At 39.7% G+C, this 15,210-nt stretch carries 16 protein-coding genes, 1 tRNA gene and 2 pseudogenes; 8 read left to right on the top strand and 11 right to left on the bottom strand.

The window, feature by feature from the left end:
- Positions 1 to 413 precede the first annotated feature (413 nt).
- From QZ076_RS16955 to QZ076_RS16940, 4 genes and pseudogenes are all read right to left on the bottom strand, one after another.
- Positions 414 to 784, bottom strand: a pseudogene (locus QZ076_RS16955) (IS5/IS1182 family transposase); the annotation flags it as partial.
- 132 nt (positions 785 to 916) lie between these two features.
- On the bottom strand, positions 917 to 1,834 hold the full coding sequence (locus tag QZ076_RS16950; RefSeq protein WP_293715047.1) for a cation diffusion facilitator family transporter: 918 nt from the start codon (positions 1,832 to 1,834) through the stop codon (positions 917 to 919).
- A 5-nt stretch (positions 1,835 to 1,839) separates the two neighbouring features.
- The gene (locus tag QZ076_RS16945; RefSeq protein ID WP_293715044.1) at positions 1,840 to 2,109 is read right to left on the bottom strand and encodes a zinc ribbon domain-containing protein; all 270 of its coding nucleotides are present in this window, start codon (positions 2,107 to 2,109) and stop codon (positions 1,840 to 1,842) included.
- Positions 2,110 to 2,396: 287 nt separating this feature from the next.
- The gene (locus tag QZ076_RS16940; protein ID WP_293715043.1) at positions 2,397 to 3,152 is read right to left on the bottom strand and encodes a class I SAM-dependent methyltransferase; all 756 of its coding nucleotides are present in this window, start codon (positions 3,150 to 3,152) and stop codon (positions 2,397 to 2,399) included.
- Between the two features lie 256 nt (positions 3,153 to 3,408).
- Between QZ076_RS16940 and QZ076_RS16935 the strand changes: the two genes are divergently transcribed.
- The gene (locus tag QZ076_RS16935) at positions 3,409 to 4,236 is read left to right on the top strand and encodes a carboxymuconolactone decarboxylase family protein (protein ID WP_293715040.1); all 828 of its coding nucleotides are present in this window, start codon (positions 3,409 to 3,411) and stop codon (positions 4,234 to 4,236) included.
- 205 nt (positions 4,237 to 4,441) lie between these two features.
- On the opposite strand, the gene QZ076_RS16930 is transcribed toward QZ076_RS16935, so the two are convergent.
- A complete protein-coding gene (locus tag QZ076_RS16930) occupies positions 4,442 to 4,876 on the bottom strand; it encodes a DUF6078 family protein (protein ID WP_293715037.1) in 435 nt (144 codons plus the stop codon).
- Positions 4,877 to 5,145: 269 nt separating this feature from the next.
- Positions 5,146 to 5,499: a helix-turn-helix domain-containing protein gene (locus QZ076_RS16925; RefSeq protein WP_075557740.1), complete on the bottom strand. Its 354-nt coding sequence runs from the start codon at positions 5,497 to 5,499 to the stop codon at positions 5,146 to 5,148.
- 155 nt (positions 5,500 to 5,654) lie between these two features.
- Here QZ076_RS16925 and QZ076_RS16920 point away from each other — a divergent pair, with 155 nt between their 5' ends.
- Complete coding sequence (locus QZ076_RS16920; RefSeq protein WP_293715035.1) at positions 5,655 to 6,542, top strand: radical SAM protein; 888 nt, start codon at positions 5,655 to 5,657, stop codon at positions 6,540 to 6,542.
- A 207-nt stretch (positions 6,543 to 6,749) separates the two neighbouring features.
- Positions 6,750 to 7,226, top strand: coding sequence for a YdeI/OmpD-associated family protein (locus tag QZ076_RS16915; RefSeq protein ID WP_277781729.1), 477 nt, complete (start codon positions 6,750 to 6,752; stop codon positions 7,224 to 7,226).
- Between the two features lie 90 nt (positions 7,227 to 7,316).
- Here QZ076_RS16915 and QZ076_RS16910 read toward each other — a convergent pair.
- A tRNA-Asp gene (locus QZ076_RS16910) sits at positions 7,317 to 7,390 on the bottom strand.
- A 138-nt stretch (positions 7,391 to 7,528) separates the two neighbouring features.
- Between QZ076_RS16910 and QZ076_RS16905 the strand changes: the two genes are divergently transcribed.
- Together QZ076_RS16905 and QZ076_RS16900 are read left to right on the top strand one after the other, a co-directional pair.
- Positions 7,529 to 8,842, top strand: coding sequence for a pyridoxal phosphate-dependent aminotransferase (locus tag QZ076_RS16905; protein WP_293715031.1), 1,314 nt, complete (start codon positions 7,529 to 7,531; stop codon positions 8,840 to 8,842).
- A gap of 118 nt (positions 8,843 to 8,960) precedes the next feature.
- Positions 8,961 to 9,557: a YqgE/AlgH family protein gene (locus tag QZ076_RS16900; RefSeq protein WP_195372134.1), complete on the top strand. Its 597-nt coding sequence runs from the start codon at positions 8,961 to 8,963 to the stop codon at positions 9,555 to 9,557.
- A 4-nt stretch (positions 9,558 to 9,561) separates the two neighbouring features.
- Here the strand turns inward: QZ076_RS16900 and QZ076_RS16895 are convergent, their stop codons facing one another.
- From QZ076_RS16895 to recR, 3 genes are read right to left on the bottom strand one after another with little or no spacing between them, the layout of a single operon-like run.
- Positions 9,562 to 10,095: a GNAT family N-acetyltransferase gene (locus QZ076_RS16895; RefSeq protein ID WP_293715028.1), complete on the bottom strand. Its 534-nt coding sequence runs from the start codon at positions 10,093 to 10,095 to the stop codon at positions 9,562 to 9,564.
- Position 10,096: 1 nt separating this feature from the next.
- Positions 10,097 to 11,272 (bottom strand): glycosyltransferase family 2 protein, encoded by a 1,176-nt coding sequence (locus tag QZ076_RS16890; protein WP_293715026.1) that lies wholly within the window; start codon positions 11,270 to 11,272, stop codon positions 10,097 to 10,099.
- A 10-nt stretch (positions 11,273 to 11,282) separates the two neighbouring features.
- Entirely contained in the window at positions 11,283 to 11,906 is a 624-nt protein-coding gene (recR, locus tag QZ076_RS16885; RefSeq protein ID WP_195372137.1) for a recombination mediator RecR, read from the bottom strand.
- Positions 11,907 to 12,236: 330 nt separating this feature from the next.
- On the opposite strand from recR, the gene QZ076_RS16880 reads away from it, so the two are divergent.
- The 3 genes and pseudogenes from QZ076_RS16880 (at position 12,237) to trxA (ending at position 13,582) form a co-directional block, all read left to right on the top strand.
- Positions 12,237 to 12,458 carry a DUF6132 family protein gene (locus QZ076_RS16880; protein WP_293715023.1) on the top strand — a complete coding sequence of 74 codons (222 nt, stop codon included), beginning with the start codon at positions 12,237 to 12,239 and terminating at the stop codon, positions 12,456 to 12,458.
- Between the two features lie 148 nt (positions 12,459 to 12,606).
- A pseudogene (locus QZ076_RS16875) lies at positions 12,607 to 13,068 on the top strand (TQO small subunit DoxA domain-containing protein); the annotation flags it as partial.
- Positions 13,069 to 13,093: 25 nt separating this feature from the next.
- Positions 13,094 to 13,582 (top strand): thioredoxin, encoded by a 489-nt coding sequence (gene trxA / locus QZ076_RS16870; RefSeq protein WP_293715020.1) that lies wholly within the window; start codon positions 13,094 to 13,096, stop codon positions 13,580 to 13,582.
- Positions 13,583 to 13,697: 115 nt separating this feature from the next.
- On the opposite strand, the gene QZ076_RS16865 is transcribed toward trxA, so the two are convergent.
- On the bottom strand, positions 13,698 to 15,164 hold the full coding sequence (locus tag QZ076_RS16865) for an alpha-amylase (RefSeq protein WP_293715017.1): 1,467 nt from the start codon (positions 15,162 to 15,164) through the stop codon (positions 13,698 to 13,700).
- Positions 15,165 to 15,210 lie beyond the last annotated feature (46 nt).

The following is a 15,210-nucleotide window of genomic DNA, read 5'->3' as shown; positions in this document are numbered from 1 at the left end:
CCAGGACCCCATCCTTAAAAGGGATGTGCTCTACCTGCTGAGCTAGCGAATCATCCGGCGCGTTACTTCTGTAATGCGGGTGCAAAGATAGGGGGTTGTTTTTTATTATGCAAATATTACAACAGTTTTTTTGCAGAAATTTTCATTTCATGCATGAAGCCGCTTCCACAGCTATCTCCTGAATATCATTTATAAGTTTGCAAGTGTGATATCCGTCGACATTATGAGGATGTCTGAAAAGGATGCCTTCTATTTTTGTTATGCAGCCAGTTTATTATCCATTTTTATTTTTAAAACATCTTTGGTCTTCTCAATTCTCTCTCTCCGAGAAGTAATCCTACAGAAATAAGTAAAAAATAAAAGAAAGCTGGCTTTTTTAGCCAGTTTCCTCGGATTATGTAATAGCAACCACTATGATAAGTCTCTCGAAAATCCTTCAAAAAAGGAATTAGAGTCGCCGTATCTCCAGCACGCCTATAAATTCCAAGATTGGTAATAAACTGGTTCTCTATAACAATCTGCATGTTATAGGCGGGCTTCAATTGTCCGTTTTTCATATGATCTTCTTTCATGCGCATGAAGGTCGCATCCTCATCTGTCTTACTGAAAGAATTAATATCTGCTAATTTCTCCAATTGCGATTCGTATTTAGCCAGCCGGGACAGATATTCTTCCTGTAGTTTTTAACTTGCTTTTGCTCCGCTTTGTTCATCCCCGAGAGCTGTTTGTTTAAAGCGCTCACTTTTTCACGCAAACCACAGGAGTCCATATCCAGTAAGGCATCCGATGTCGAATTTCTTTTCACTGTTAATAATTATCAACAAGAAAACAGCTGATATCTAACTGAGATTCTAAATGCTAGCTATACGCATTGATTATTATAGTTTCTTTAACTTATATCGACACCAGTTTTTTTCTATTTAACCATGTCCCTATCGATACCAAATTTCTCATCTGTCTGGCATTTTCCGGCAGGTTCCACATGGACTAAAATATCATATACATTGTCTATCAAGTCTTCTATACTCTTCTCTACTTCATCGGCAATCTCATGGGCACGCATTAAAGTCATTTGCGGGTCTACTTCTATATCGAGCGTGATTAGATACAGATTGCCCACCATTCTCGACCGGACACGATGCGGATTACCTGCACCGGGAACTTTTTCCACAGCTTCAAATATCTTATTATATACGTTGACATCTTTCACCCCATCCATCAGTTCGACATTGGAATCCATAAAGATACCGATAGACGATTTGATGATAAAGAGGCTGATCACCAACCCAGTGATTGAATCGAGTATAGGCAACTTAAATATAAATGTAAATATTAATCCAAACAGGACACCGCATGAAATAACCACATCATTACGCATATTGACTGCATTCGCGGTCAGCATGGAACTGTTGATTTTCTTTCCTTGTTTATATTGATAAGTAGATAACAAAAGTTTACCGACAATAGAAAAGACCGTAACATAGATGGCAATAGCCGATGGAATCTCTTTCGTCTCGTCCGAAAAGATACTTTCAACCGACGACACCAACATCTGTGCGCCTGCATAAAAGATCACCAACGAAAGCACCTTTGTAGCAATGCTCTCCGCTTTCTCATAACCGAACACATACTTCTTGGAAGGTGGCTTGTTCATCAAACGTGCCGTAAAGATCATGACAACAGATATAACCACATCGGTTGCCGAATCAATACCATCCCCTATTACAGCCAAACTCCCCGACAACAAGCCGACAACAATTTTGGATACGGACAGTATCGCGTTGCCTATCGTACTTACCCATGAAGTTCTTATCAAGATTTTCTCCCGTGACATACGTATTATTTACTCCATCTTTTTAATTGTGGGAAAAAGGAGTTCATGTTATCAAGCGCAGCCTTTTCATCTAAAGCAGGGTCGCTTTTAAACAATTCTTTCATATGTCGCAAGCTGATCTCTATCATTTCATTCATAGTCACATCTTGTGTAAAAGTTCCATCCTTATAGCAGTAAATACAATAGTCGTTATTTTTACTGTTATCCGCGTTTGTACCAATTACCTTGTCATTTTCAAGTGGCATACCACAACTCTGGCAAAATAGCTTGTTCACAATGTTCTACTAATTAGGTTTATAATTATTATCAGATATCGAATAAATCGGTATTACTCTCTAACTGCCTACAAAGCTAACAATTATTTAAGAATCAGCGATAATTACATCATATTTCCTCTGCCCTTCTTTTGTGGGAACATGCCGTTACACCGCAAAGCGAGTATTCTATGATGGAACGTACATTCGAGAAAGAAAATATAGTAGCTAACCAACCGTTACTCGACCTGCTTCTGCTTCATCTACTTGCACAGGAGAATAATGCAAATAAAGTGTTCATATCTTAACTAACACCGACAAACGAAAACCTGTTTTTCCGAATTGTTATTAAATGCTTCCCCGTCAAATCCTCCGTATTTGTGAATAATATTAAAACCGTTCCATTCCAAATATGAATCCAATTCTTGCGGGAAAAACATTCTCATATCCAGATTTTGAATCGAATTGAACTCACCACTGATAAAATAATGCCATTCTATGCGATTAATCTGAGTCGTATTTTCATATCGCATTGTCTGCTTAATCAATACATCTCTTCCATCGTTTGTTGTATATTCAGCAATTTCCATCGATCTTTTTTCTCCTTCTACAATATATCGAATATCTGGATTAAAGCAATCCAACAGAAATAAACCTCCGTCTTTGAGGTGATTTTTAACAGCACTAAATGCCTTAAACAAATCTTCATTTTTATATAAATGATGGATTGAATTAAATGGAATAAAAATAAGGTCGTATTTTTCCTGTAAATTCAAAGCCCTGATATCTGCTTCAATAAAAGGAATTTCCAATCTAGCTTCGGACGCTTTAATCTTTGCCTGGTCAAGCATTGAAGAAGTATAATCAACCCCGGTAATATCATACCCGTCCTGTGCTATCGGAACAGTAAGCCTGCCTGTGCCACAACAAAGTTCGAGTATTCGGGCATCCTTACCTTTTGGCAGCCACTGTTTATAAAATTGCAAATCAGTCAGGCCGGTATTCATGCCATCATAAATATTTGCATCATAAATTAAATCACCAACTTTATAATCACTATTCATTTATGTCCTCCAGATTTATTGTTTTATGTTTTATCGATTTGACTTAAGCGATTGTAATTTTACGGTGCTAACTGTCAAATGACTCGGCATAAAATTAGTGCTTTATTTCAAATTCCCAATAAATTAATACATTGAGCACATCAAAATCAGTAAAATTGGTACAAACTTCCCACTTATCGTTACAACAACTTCTACAGGCCTGAGTAACTTTGCATCAATAAAAAACAAATAACTTCATCCTATAAATAAAATAGCAATGAACAAGATTCTTTTAATTTCAGTATTCACCATTTTAACACTCAATGTCATGGCACAAGAAAAAATAGTACAGACAGCAGGACGCGCCCAATTAGGTGAGTTTGCCCCCAAATTTGCAGAACTCAACGACGATGTCCTTTTCGGTGAAGTATGGAGCCGCACCGACAAACTTGGTATGCGCGACCGTAGTTTAGTGACCATCACCTCCCTCATTAGCCAGGGTATCACCGACAATTCGCTCGTTTTCCACCTTCAGTCAGCAAAGAAGAACGGCATTACCCGCACCGAGATTGCCGAAATAATCACCCACATCGGTTTCTATGCCGGTTGGCCCAAAGCGTGGGGGGCGTTCAATCTGGCCAAAAGCATATGGGCGGAAGATTCTACCAGCGAAGATGCCAAGGCCACTTTCCAGCGCGAAATGATTTTCCCTATCGGCGAACCCAATACCGCATATGCACAGTACTTCATCGGTAACAGCTACCTTGCTCCCGTTTCCCGCGAGCAAGTTTCGATAGCCAATGTTACTTTTGAACCTCGTTGCCGCAACAACTGGCACGTACACCGCGCAAAGAGCGGCGGTGGACAGATGCTCATCGGTGTAGCCGGACGCGGTTGGTATCAGGAAGAAGGCAAGCCGGCGGTGGAGATTCTGCCTGGCACAGTGATTCATATCCCTGCTAACGTCAAGCATTGGCACGGAGCTGCAGCCGACAGTTGGTTCGCTCATTTGGCATTCGAAGTCCCCGGAGAGAATACTTCCAACGAATGGCTCGAACCGGTGATGAATGAAGAGTATAACAAACTCGAACAGAACAAGCAATAAACATATAAGTATTGCAAGCGGCAATTGTACAGTTGAAAATCTTCTACCCCTGTGAGATGCACTGTCCTTTAAATGACAAAGCCTTGCCATACTGATGGAAATGTTTTGCCATAGTGATGGCAAGAGTCTGCCAAAGGCATGGCAGAACTCTGCCACTACTATGACAGTGGCCTGCCAAGCCTATGGCAAAAGCCTTTCCCCGTTACTACCATGCATAATCTTCTACATAGGCATCAAACTTTGGTGGTTCGTCAATTCCACATCGTACCAAAATACGCTGTATCTCTTTTTGTTCGGCAGGAGAAAGTAAACGTTCTCCTTTACGAACCCGATAGTAAGTTCTTTCACTGAAAAGGTTTCTCAAACGAGAGATGACGCTTTTCATCTGTGCGTAAGGCAGGTTATCCAACAAATGTTTAAAGCCTTTGGCATAAATTACTTTCACGTCAGGACGATAATGCGGACACTCCCCCTCCAGTGTAACCTGGTATTTGGGACTAATAATCGTCCAACGCTCGACACTGTCCGAAATATCCTGTTCTGCCAACTGTCGCAAACAAGTAGAGGCTTTAGGGCACTCCCGTTTAAGGCATAAAGCATAGTTGAAGGGAATTTCCGGGAAAAGATGTTTTTTTTCCATACTAGTGATAAGTGTTTATTGTGTTAGTTTTCGATATAAGATTAATCAAACCAATCGCGTAAATGTAAGCATTCTTTTGGTGTAAACAGTGTGATTCCGGCAAACAGGCCGTTGTACTGTTCGATCGTATCTACTTTAAGAGTCTCACCCATAACATACTATTATTTGATCCACTACAAAAGTAATTCGTTTTTTCCTTATCCTCATCATCGTATGGAAAGAAACCGTAATAATGGTAATGCTTCCTGTAGTTTCGGTAAACTTGAAGATCAAGTTACTTTCTTTTTCCTATTATCCATAATAGTCGAGAAGTTCTCTTGTCCCCACTGTATTATATTTTCTAGATGAGGAATTAAAGTCATCCCAAAATCAGAAACGTAATACTCTACACGTGGGGGAACTTCCGGATATACTTTGCGATGTACCAAACCGTCGGTTTCCAATGAACGAAGTGCTGTTGAAAGCATTTTCTCAGAAATAGACGGAATAAGTTTATACAATTCATTAAAACGCATAATTCCGTTTTCCCGAAGTTTCAATAACACGACTAATGCCCATTTATCCCCTAACCATTCTAATACAGGAGAAGCAGAACAATATTCATAATCCAATTTTTTTCTCATTTTTTTCGTAATCAAATAAATTGATACTTAGAAAAACTAACCTAAACGTAAGTAACTGAGTAATAACATAGTTCTTCTTTTTACCAAAAGAACGTCCTAACTTCGCTCCCACAAAAGTAATAAAATATTTTTTTAAGGATTTAATTTATCAGATTATGGAACTATTACATTTTACAGGACAAGTTTGGCGACCACCTTATGAAGCAAGTTCCCAACTGTTACAAGTAACAGCAGGATGTACATATCACAAATGTAAGTTTTGCAGTTTGTATCATGGAACGAAATTCAGGTTATCTCCTATTTCAGAGATTGAAGAAGATTTGAAAGTCATTCAAAAATATCAGCCAAAAGCCAGACGCGTATTTCTGACAGGTGCTAACCCTTTTGCTTTAAGCTACAATAGATTGCTTGAATTGGGATTACTAATTCGAAAATATCTTCCTTATTGTGAAACAATCGGTACATTCTCCCGCATAGCTGATATTAAGCCTAAAAGCGTAGAAGAGCTGAAAAATCTTCGCCATTTAGGTTTTGACAGTATCAGTATCGGCACAGAATCAGGGGATGATGAAACACTGGCAAAAATGAATAAAGGTAATACAGCCTCCGATATATTAGAGCAATGTCAGAAGTTGGAAGAAGCTAATATTCGCTATAATTTGGTCTACCTGACCGGACTTGCAGGAAAAGGGAAAGGACAACAAAATGCAATAAATACGGCTGCAATATTTAATCAGTTACATCCTTTTACTATCAATTTTGTATCTCTGACCGTCTTTCCGGAATCAGAACTTTATCAAGAAATACAAGCCGGCAAATATATAGAAGCGACAGAACATGAACGTTTGTTAGAATTACGAACATTTATTTCAACACTTACTATAAAGACAACTTTACTGGGAAACACGGTTTCAAATGCAATTCCATTTGTAGGTATGATTCCTAACGACAAAGTCCGGATATTAAAAGATTTGGATGCGGCAATCAGACAACTTAGTGAAACAGAATTAAGACAATACAGAGATCATATAGTATCTTTATAAGAATGAATCTTTTGTCAAAGAAAAAAAGCCCTGCAATGTGATAATTACAGGGCTTTGCTTTACATCTTTCGAGGGTCGTACGAAAGAAGGTACTTTCTTCTACGTCAGGTAAACAGAGAATTAAAAAAAATAATTTGTGCTGCTGACATACTGCCGTCATCCGTACTTAGTATCTTTGTCTCAAAACTAAAATAGAAATATCATATTATGAATACAGAAAAACCATTAGTAGATAAAGATTATATATTGTTCAAAATCGGAGGTAAAGGAGGTTGGACCTTTGTCGAAATTCCTGAAATCCCTATGCCTAAAACATCATTCGGGATGTTGAAAGTAAAAGGGAAGATAGATGACTATGAGTTTTCTAATTTGAATATGATGCCTATTGGAAACGGAAACATCGGTTTACCCATCAAGTCGGCAATAAGAAAGAAAATCAAAAAGGAAGCTCCCGACACAGTTCATATTACTTTATACGAGGATAAAACTCCATTGATAATTCCGGAAGAATTGCTTTTATGTATGGAATATGAAGAGGGAGCTTTGGAAAAGTTTGAAACTTATAGCGATGGTCAGAAAAAGGCATTTATCGACTGGATCAATTCTGCCAAAACAGAACAAACCAAAGCTGACCGTATCGCTAAAACCATAATCAAAGTACTAAACGAGGATAAGTTTTATTAGAGTTACTTTATTGGCAAAAAACCAAATACAATAAAAAAAGCCCTGTAATATAAATTACAGAGCTTTACTATCTTTTGCTTCTTTCGAAAGCGGTCCGGACGGGACTCGAACCCGCGACCCCATGCGTGACAGGCATGTATTCTAACCAACTGAACTACCGAACCAATGTTTTTATACCGCATCTCTCTCGATTGCGGTGCAAAGGTAGATAATATTTTCAATTACACAACAGTTTCATACAAATATTTCACATCGGATCGATTATTTTTTTACTTTTGTCCCCCATATAAACTATAACAGACATGAAGAATACTCCAGTAGATTATCAGACTGCCAGACAAATAATAGATGGCTACGGATTACCGGATTTCGGGAAAGCTACAATCCGTGAAGTTGTTGCCATATCCACACAATTGGAACAGGAAACAAAAACCGAGTTCATACACATGGAAATGGGCGTTCCCGGACTGAAAGCGGCGCAAGTTGGTGTCGATGCGGAAATAAATGCACTAAAGAGCGGCATCGCCTCCATCTATCCGAATATCAACGGTACGCCGGAAGTAAAAGCAGAAGCATCCAGATTCATCAAGGCTTTTATCAATATAGATATAGCACCGGAATGCTGTGTTCCGGTAACCGGTTCCATGCAAGGGACATTTGCCTCTTTCCTTACCAGCGGACAATGCACGGAAGGAAAAGATACTATCCTCTTCATCGATCCCGGATTTCCGGTTCAGAAACAGCAGATCGTCGTGATGGGATATAAATATGAATCATTCGACGTCTATGAATATCGCGGAGAGAAACTGCGTGCCATCCTGGAAGAACACCTTTCAAAAGGCAATATCGCAGCCATGATCTATTCGAACCCGAACAACCCTGCCTGGTTCTGCCTGACAGACGAAGAACTGAAGATCATCGGAGAGATGGCAAACAAATATGATACGATCGTGATCGAAGACCTCGCCTACTTCGCTATGGATTTCCGCAAAGAACTCGGCAAACCTTTCGAAGCTCCTTATCAGGCAAGCGTTGCACATTATACGGATAATTACATCTTGCAGATCTCCGGCTCGAAAGCATTCAGCTATGCCGGACAACGTATCGGTGTAACTGCTATTTCAAACAAACTTTACCACCGTGCTTATCCGGGATTGACGAAGCGTTATGGCGGCGGCACTTTCGGTACTGTTTACATCCACCGTGTACTGTACGCCCTGTCATCAGGAACCAGTCATTCGGCGCAGGTAGCATTGGCGGCTATGTTCAAAGCAGCCTCCGACGGCCAGTTCGATTTTATCTCGGAAGTAAAGGAATACGGACGCCGCGCCGAAAGACTGAAGAAAATCTTTACAGACTACGGTTTCACGATCGTTTACGATCATGACTTGGACGAACCGATTGCCGACGGCTTCTATTTCACGATCGCCTATCCCGGAATGACCGGCGGACAGTTGATGGAAGAACTGATCTATTACGGAGTAAGTGCCATCTCTTTAAGCACAACCGGCAGCAACCAGGAAGGTCTGCGTGCCTGCACTTCGTTCATCAAACCACACCAATATGACCTTCTGGAAGAGCGTTTAAAGCTATTCAAAGAAAATCAGACCCTATAATTAACACAAGCCCGGCATTTATTTTACACTTATTAACCCAAATGCCGGGTTTTTCGTTTGCTTCTTAACATCAAAAGCCATATATTGTCCCTGTCTAACACAGTAAGCAATCTTCACTATGGCATCATATAATAATATATTTAAAATAACACATAATAATGTCCTTCCTGCACAAGGAAGTATCCTCATGTCCGAACCTTTCTTGCAAGATGCCTACTTTCAACGCTCTGTCGTTTTACTCGTAGAACACAACACAGAGGGTTCCATGGGATTTGTATTAAATAAGAAAACCGATTTAATAGTAAATACCTTTTTTCCGGAACTTGAAGAGTATCCGGAAATACCAATCTACCTGGGTGGCCCTGTAAGTGCCAACCGACTGTTCTTTATTCATTCCTTAGGAGATTTGATCGTGCCTGATTCGGTGAAGATAAAAGACCATCTTTATTTCGATGGTGACTTTGAAGCCTTGAAACGTTACATGTTGAAAGGCCATTCTATTGAAGGGAAAGTTAAATTCTTCCTGGGTTATTCGGGATGGACGAAAGGACAGTTAGGCAGCGAGATCAATAAAAACTCATGGGTAGTCAGTCATGCTACCAAAGAAAATATCTTACTTGCCGATGGAGAAAGTTTCTGGAAAAACTCTCTCGAACAGCTGGGCAGTAACTATGAAGCATGGACTAAATATCCGAAAGATCCTTATCTGAACTGATTTATTACACAGTAGATACATTCACTTTTTGCATCATCAGAACATCAGAATATCCATTTTCTGTCTGAATCCAATCCGTCATAATACCCGTAACAATGAACCCGCAACGAGTAAAGAGTGCCTTGCTGGCTTCATTGTCTACAGGAATATGTACATATAACTGATGCAACTTCAAAAAAGAAAAAGCATATTCCATCAGAACATTCATTGCTTCAGTAGCCAATCCATTTCCTTGATAAAGAGGGTCCAGTAAAATCCCGATACCGGCACGGCGATGATGCGGTTCGAAATCATACACATCGACAGTACCGACGGCCGCACCTGTTGAACGAAGTTCGATCATCAGGCGCAATTGCTTCAAGTCGAATATATCCCGATGCGATTCCTGGATATACTCCTTCAAGATATAACGGGAATAAGGAGACATAGTGTTCCCCAGGCTCCATAAGTCCGGATTATTCTCCCAACGATACAGAGGTTCCAGATCTTCTGGCTCCAAAGCACGGAGACGAATTATTTCATTTTCCAGTTGTGCCATATTATTTCCCCGGTGATATTAATTGTCCGCTTTCCTTACAAAAAATATGATAAGTAACTTTCTTACTGACCATCGAATCCATTAACAAAAGCATTTGTTCAAAACGGGCATCCGGATAACAAATGGCATAATCAGTAAATTCCTTCATCTGATTACGACGGCAAATGGCATCCATGACGCGTTCTTCATCCAGATCCCAAAGATTTATATGTTCCAGTTCGGGCATACGTTTCACACAAGCTGACTTGATGGCCTCAAAATTGTCCTTATGGCAAAGTATCAGTAAACGCTTATGCTTACTCCTGGATTTTTGCTTGACTCCCAACAGACGTGAGCAAGCAGCCAATGAAGCACGCAATAAAATAGCCAGCTTTATAAAAAAACCCATCAGCCAACCGGAATGAGGATAATATTTCCGGAAAAAGATCAGCATGGCACCATAAAAGGCCTTCACATATTTCATATCGCCATGCTTCGTACTTTCTCCTTTGTAATGCAGGATACGTTCCGGAATATAATAATTCTTATAACCACCTAATACCATCCGGTACGACAGATCAATATCTTCACCATACATAAAGAAGGCTTCATCCAACAATCCGACCTTGTCTAACGCATCGTGTCGAAGCAGCATAAACGCACCGGCCAGTACGTCTACCTTATGTTGTTTTTCCTTGTCCAGATAAGCCAAACTATACCTTGAGAATATACGCGATTTAGGAAACAATTTCGATAATCCGAATATTTTACAGAACGAAACCCAGGGAGAAGGGAAACTACGCTTACTCTCAGGTAAAAATGCACCATGCCCATCCAACATTTTCACCCCTATTCCGCCTGCTTTCGGATGTTCATCCATAAAGAAACAAAGAGTCCGGAGACTCTCCTCACCTATCACAGTATCGGGATTAAGCAATAACACGTACTCTCCATTACATTGACGGATTGCCTGGTTATTAGCCTTGGCAAATCCCGGATTATCCTTGTTCTCAATAAAAGTCACTTCCGGGAACCTGGGGCGGAGATAATCGACAGAACCATCCGTAGAGTTGTTATCAACGACAAATACTTCCGCATCAAAACCAGCAACAGCTGCACGAACCGAATATAGGCATTGCTCCAAAAAATACTTTACGTTATAGTTTACAATGATAATGGATATCTTGGTTTCGTACATAAGAATCAGATTATATTTTTATCGAATCATTAAAACTGGTTCGGTTGACGATAGAACGACCCAATGTTATTTCGTCCGCATATTCTATCTCGTCACCAATGGAAACGCCACGAGCAATGACCGTAATCTTTACATCATAAGCCGACAGTTTACGATAGATGAAGAAGTTGGTAGTATCTCCTTCCATTGTAGTACTGAGGGCTAGTACGATTTCTTTTACTTCATCATTGGCTACGCGCTGCACCAGACTGTCTATTTGCAGATCGCCCGGACCAATACCGTCCATAGGGGAAATAATACCACCCAGGACATGATAAACGCCCCGGAACTGTCCGGTGTTTTCAATTGCCATTACTTCTTTGATATTTTCAACCACACAAACAGTCGAATGATCCCGGTGAGGATCGGCACAGATGGAACACATTTCGTCATCACAAATATTGTGACACACAGTACAATACTTTACATCTCTCCGCAAAGCCAGTAAGGCGGACGCAAAGTTTTCCGTATAGCCTTCATCCCGGCGAAGCATATATAAAGCCAACCGCAAAGCCGTCTTCCTTCCCACTCCGGGAAGCGAAGCCAACTCATTTACTGCATTTTCCAATAAAGCAGATGGATATTTTTGAGTCATCGATTACTTTTCTTTGTAACAAAGGTAAGGATAAAAAACGAGATTAAAAGCAGATTATACACCTGTACAGGAAATTTACAGACAAAAAGAGATTCGGTTCTTACTGTGAAATCCGTTATACAATTCTGTATAAAAATGCGAAGGAGAAAAAAAACTTCACAATAAACCGGTTTTGAAATAGCTGTCAATAGACTTTTTCGTGAAAGTTTGTTACGCTTATATATATTTTCTACTAGAAACTTGTTTTATTAGAAAATATCATCTACGTTTGTATTATAATCCTTGCAGGGGAAAGATAAAAACGACATAACAGCATTAGGAGGTTTTACAATGACAAAAGTATATATCAAAAGACACTGGCTTACATTACTGGGAATAGTAATTGGAGCACTTGGGGGATTTCTTTATTGGAAATTTATCGGTTGTACAACAGGGACATGTCCTATAACATCTTCTCCAATCAACAGTTCGGTTTGGGGAGCTATTATCGGGGGATTACTTCTCAGCTCTTTTCAAAAAGAGAGTAAAGTTTCGACAAATAAAGATAAATAACTTACAGATATGGAATTGGAAGAAAAACAGAATATGCAGCAATCGTATTCTTTATTCGGGATGTTTACACTTGCACTGCGCCTGGTTGTCGGATGGACACGATGGCTTACCTCTGGTCCACTCCAGTCAGCAATAATGTATTAGGAAAATATCGATAGCAGGTGCTACAGCCATATTATTCCTGACGCTCCTGACTAACCAGGTATTTCATAACGGAGTTTGGGGAAAGTCACATAACAAATCCGTCAAACCGAAAATCGAAATATCATCCGTCAACCTGAATCAGGATAAATTGTCATTTAACGTTTACCGTGTGGAAGGTGCTGATGTATATGGTTCATTTCTGATCGGTATCACTTTAAAAGATGCAAACGGCAATATTATTCTTGATAGAAATGGAGAAGATCTTTCAAAATTTCCGGCAGAAGACATTCAAAACAAATATGTGGCAAAAGTTGTTTCAAGCAAATACAGCCTTGTTATACCTTTGGGAAGCAAAGCGGAACTGACTATAAAAGAGAAAGAACTGACTAGTTTACCCAAAGGAAATTATGAACTTATATTAACAGATATAAGTGGTATTACCTGGAAACAGGATTTGACATATTAATCATCAACATTTAAAATAGTATATAATGAAAAGTAGAAAATTCTTCACACTACTGGTTCTGGTAGCAGGATTTATAACCTTGTCTTCATGTAAAGGACAAGCAAAAAATAATGAAACAGAAAATAGTACTGAAACTACAGGAAAGGAAACTGCTGCTCCTGTACATATCAATAAGGCAGACTTTCTGAAGAAAGTATATAATTTTGAAGCGAGTCCAAACGAATGGAAATATCTGGGAAATAAGCCGGCCATTATCGACTTCTATGCCGACTGGTGTGGTCCCTGCAAAATGATCGCTCCGTCTCTGGACCAGCTAGCAAAGGAATATGCCGGCAAAATCGATATTTACAAAGTGGATGTAGATAAAGAAACGGAATTGGCAACCGCTTTCGGCATACAAGGAATACCGGCCCTGTTATACATTCCTATGGAAGGAACGCCTCAGATGCTTCAGGGTGCACAGCCTAAAGAAGTGCTGAAAGAAAAAATAGAAACAATCTTACTGAAGAAATAATAAGAAACATATTTCAACAGCATAAACAATTAATAAGCCGGGAAAGCAATAACCGATATTGACTTTTCCGGCTTTTGTGAGATTATATTCATCCATCTCCTTAAAAAACGAATAATTAAGCAAATGTAGCATTATTATTGATCTTTTTGATCCAAACAGCCAAATTACGCCCATTGACAGAAAACTCACCATTTCCCTCTTTATCTATCTGTACTTCATCGGCAATGCTTCCAGTCAACTCATACCATTTTTCCCTGGCATGCTCTTTGCCTATATTTATCGTCTTACTGCCTTTTTCATCATTAGAAATCAGAAAAACCAAACCCGATCCCAGATGTTCAGCATCTCCACTCCTTACGAAACCAACAGTGGAAGGATGATCGAAATAATTTGTCTGTTCTCCGTAAGCATATTTCCGACGGGCATCCAACAAAAGATCTATGATCTGCGTATGAGACGGCTTCTCTCCATTCACACCATAATAATCACCATAAAAAAGACAAGGATAGCCGTCTTTTATCAGTAGAACCAAGCCATAGGCCAATGGTTTGAACCAATCTTCAATCTGTGATTCCAGAGAGCTACCCAGTTGTGAGTCATGATTATCGACAAAGGTGACAGCCTGTTCCGGATGCAGTTCTACCAAGGTATTTTTCAGAATGTTCTGCAGATCATATTCTTTTCCTTCCTGCGAAGCCTGGAAAAGATTATAATGAAGGGGCACATCGAACAGGCTGATTTTATTCCCGACCGCTTCCAGATAGTTGTCCAACGTTTCCAGATCACCGTTCCAATATTCACCTACAGCAAAAAAGTCTTCTCCCCTTTCGGTTCTCACTGCTTCTAAGAATTGTTTGACAAACTGGTCTTTCATATGTTTGATAGCATCCAAACGCATTCCGTCAAGATTCAATTCATTAGAGACCCATTTTCCCCAACGGTTCAATTCTGTTACTACTTCGGGATGATTGAGGTCGATATCATTTCCGAGAAGAAAATCGTAGTTCCCATTTTCGGTATCCACTCCTTCACTCCAGTTCTTATTTTCACCTAAAATCTGGAAGATACCACTCCTTCTCGATTTATCATCAAAACCCGTACCGGAAAAATGATACCAGTGCCATTTAAAATCAGAATACTTGTCACCCCGTCCGTGGAAATTATAGCCGGTCCAACCTTGCACTTCAAACTCATCGCTGACAGGCTTCGTACGGTCGGTAGGATCGACTTCTACAACCATAAACTTTTCAGTATAATCGCCTCCGGCCTTATGGTTCAATACCACATCGAGATAAACCGAAATATGATATTTATGCAGTTCATCGATCATGGCCTTCAGTTCTTCCTTCGTCCCATACTTTGTTCTAACGGTACATTTCTGGTCAAACTCACCCAAATCATACAGATCATACGTGGCATAACCTTCATCCTGCTGCTCGTCCGCTTTATATGCAGGCGGAATCCAAATTGCCGTAACACCGATTTCATGTAAATGAGATGCATCTTCTTTCAACTGTTTCCATAAATTTCCGTTATTCGGGAGATTCCACTCGAAATATTGCATCACTACGCCATTTTCCATATACTAACTCTTTTATTCATCAGTAATAAAACAACGGCCATAACGA

Origin of the sequence: uncultured Parabacteroides sp. (assembly GCF_905196875.1) — a bacterium.
In the GTDB taxonomy this organism is placed as follows: Bacteria; Bacteroidota; Bacteroidia; order Bacteroidales; family Tannerellaceae; genus Parabacteroides.
The sequence above is the reverse complement of the archived record's forward strand: the minus strand, read 5'-3'. Positions and strand labels throughout refer to the sequence as shown.

Excerpts from the sequence above, each read along its gene's own strand:
- QZ076_RS16950 (WP_293715047.1), bottom strand. The coding sequence starts at position 1,834 with ATGTCACGGGAGAAAATCTTGATAAGAACTTCATGGGTAAGTACGATA.
- QZ076_RS16940 (WP_293715043.1), bottom strand. The coding sequence starts at position 3,152 with ATGAATAGTGATTATAAAGTTGGTGATTTAATTTATGATGCAAATATT.
- QZ076_RS16935 (WP_293715040.1), top strand. The coding sequence starts at position 3,409 with ATGAACAAGATTCTTTTAATTTCAGTATTCACCATTTTAACACTCAAT.
- QZ076_RS16930 (WP_293715037.1), bottom strand. The coding sequence starts at position 4,876 with ATGGAAAAAAAACATCTTTTCCCGGAAATTCCCTTCAACTATGCTTTA.
- QZ076_RS16925 (WP_075557740.1), bottom strand. The coding sequence starts at position 5,499 with ATGAGAAAAAAATTGGATTATGAATATTGTTCTGCTTCTCCTGTATTA.
- QZ076_RS16920 (WP_293715035.1), top strand. The coding sequence starts at position 5,655 with ATGGAACTATTACATTTTACAGGACAAGTTTGGCGACCACCTTATGAA.
- QZ076_RS16915 (WP_277781729.1), top strand. The coding sequence starts at position 6,750 with ATGAATACAGAAAAACCATTAGTAGATAAAGATTATATATTGTTCAAA.
- QZ076_RS16905 (WP_293715031.1), top strand. The coding sequence starts at position 7,529 with ATGAAGAATACTCCAGTAGATTATCAGACTGCCAGACAAATAATAGAT.
- QZ076_RS16900 (WP_195372134.1), top strand. The coding sequence starts at position 8,961 with ATGGCATCATATAATAATATATTTAAAATAACACATAATAATGTCCTT.
- QZ076_RS16895 (WP_293715028.1), bottom strand. The coding sequence starts at position 10,095 with ATGGCACAACTGGAAAATGAAATAATTCGTCTCCGTGCTTTGGAGCCA.
- QZ076_RS16890 (WP_293715026.1), bottom strand. The coding sequence starts at position 11,272 with ATGTACGAAACCAAGATATCCATTATCATTGTAAACTATAACGTAAAG.
- recR (WP_195372137.1), bottom strand. The coding sequence starts at position 11,906 with ATGACTCAAAAATATCCATCTGCTTTATTGGAAAATGCAGTAAATGAG.
- QZ076_RS16880 (WP_293715023.1), top strand. The coding sequence starts at position 12,237 with ATGACAAAAGTATATATCAAAAGACACTGGCTTACATTACTGGGAATA.
- trxA (WP_293715020.1), top strand. The coding sequence starts at position 13,094 with ATGAAAAGTAGAAAATTCTTCACACTACTGGTTCTGGTAGCAGGATTT.
- QZ076_RS16865 (WP_293715017.1), bottom strand. The coding sequence starts at position 15,164 with ATGGAAAATGGCGTAGTGATGCAATATTTCGAGTGGAATCTCCCGAAT.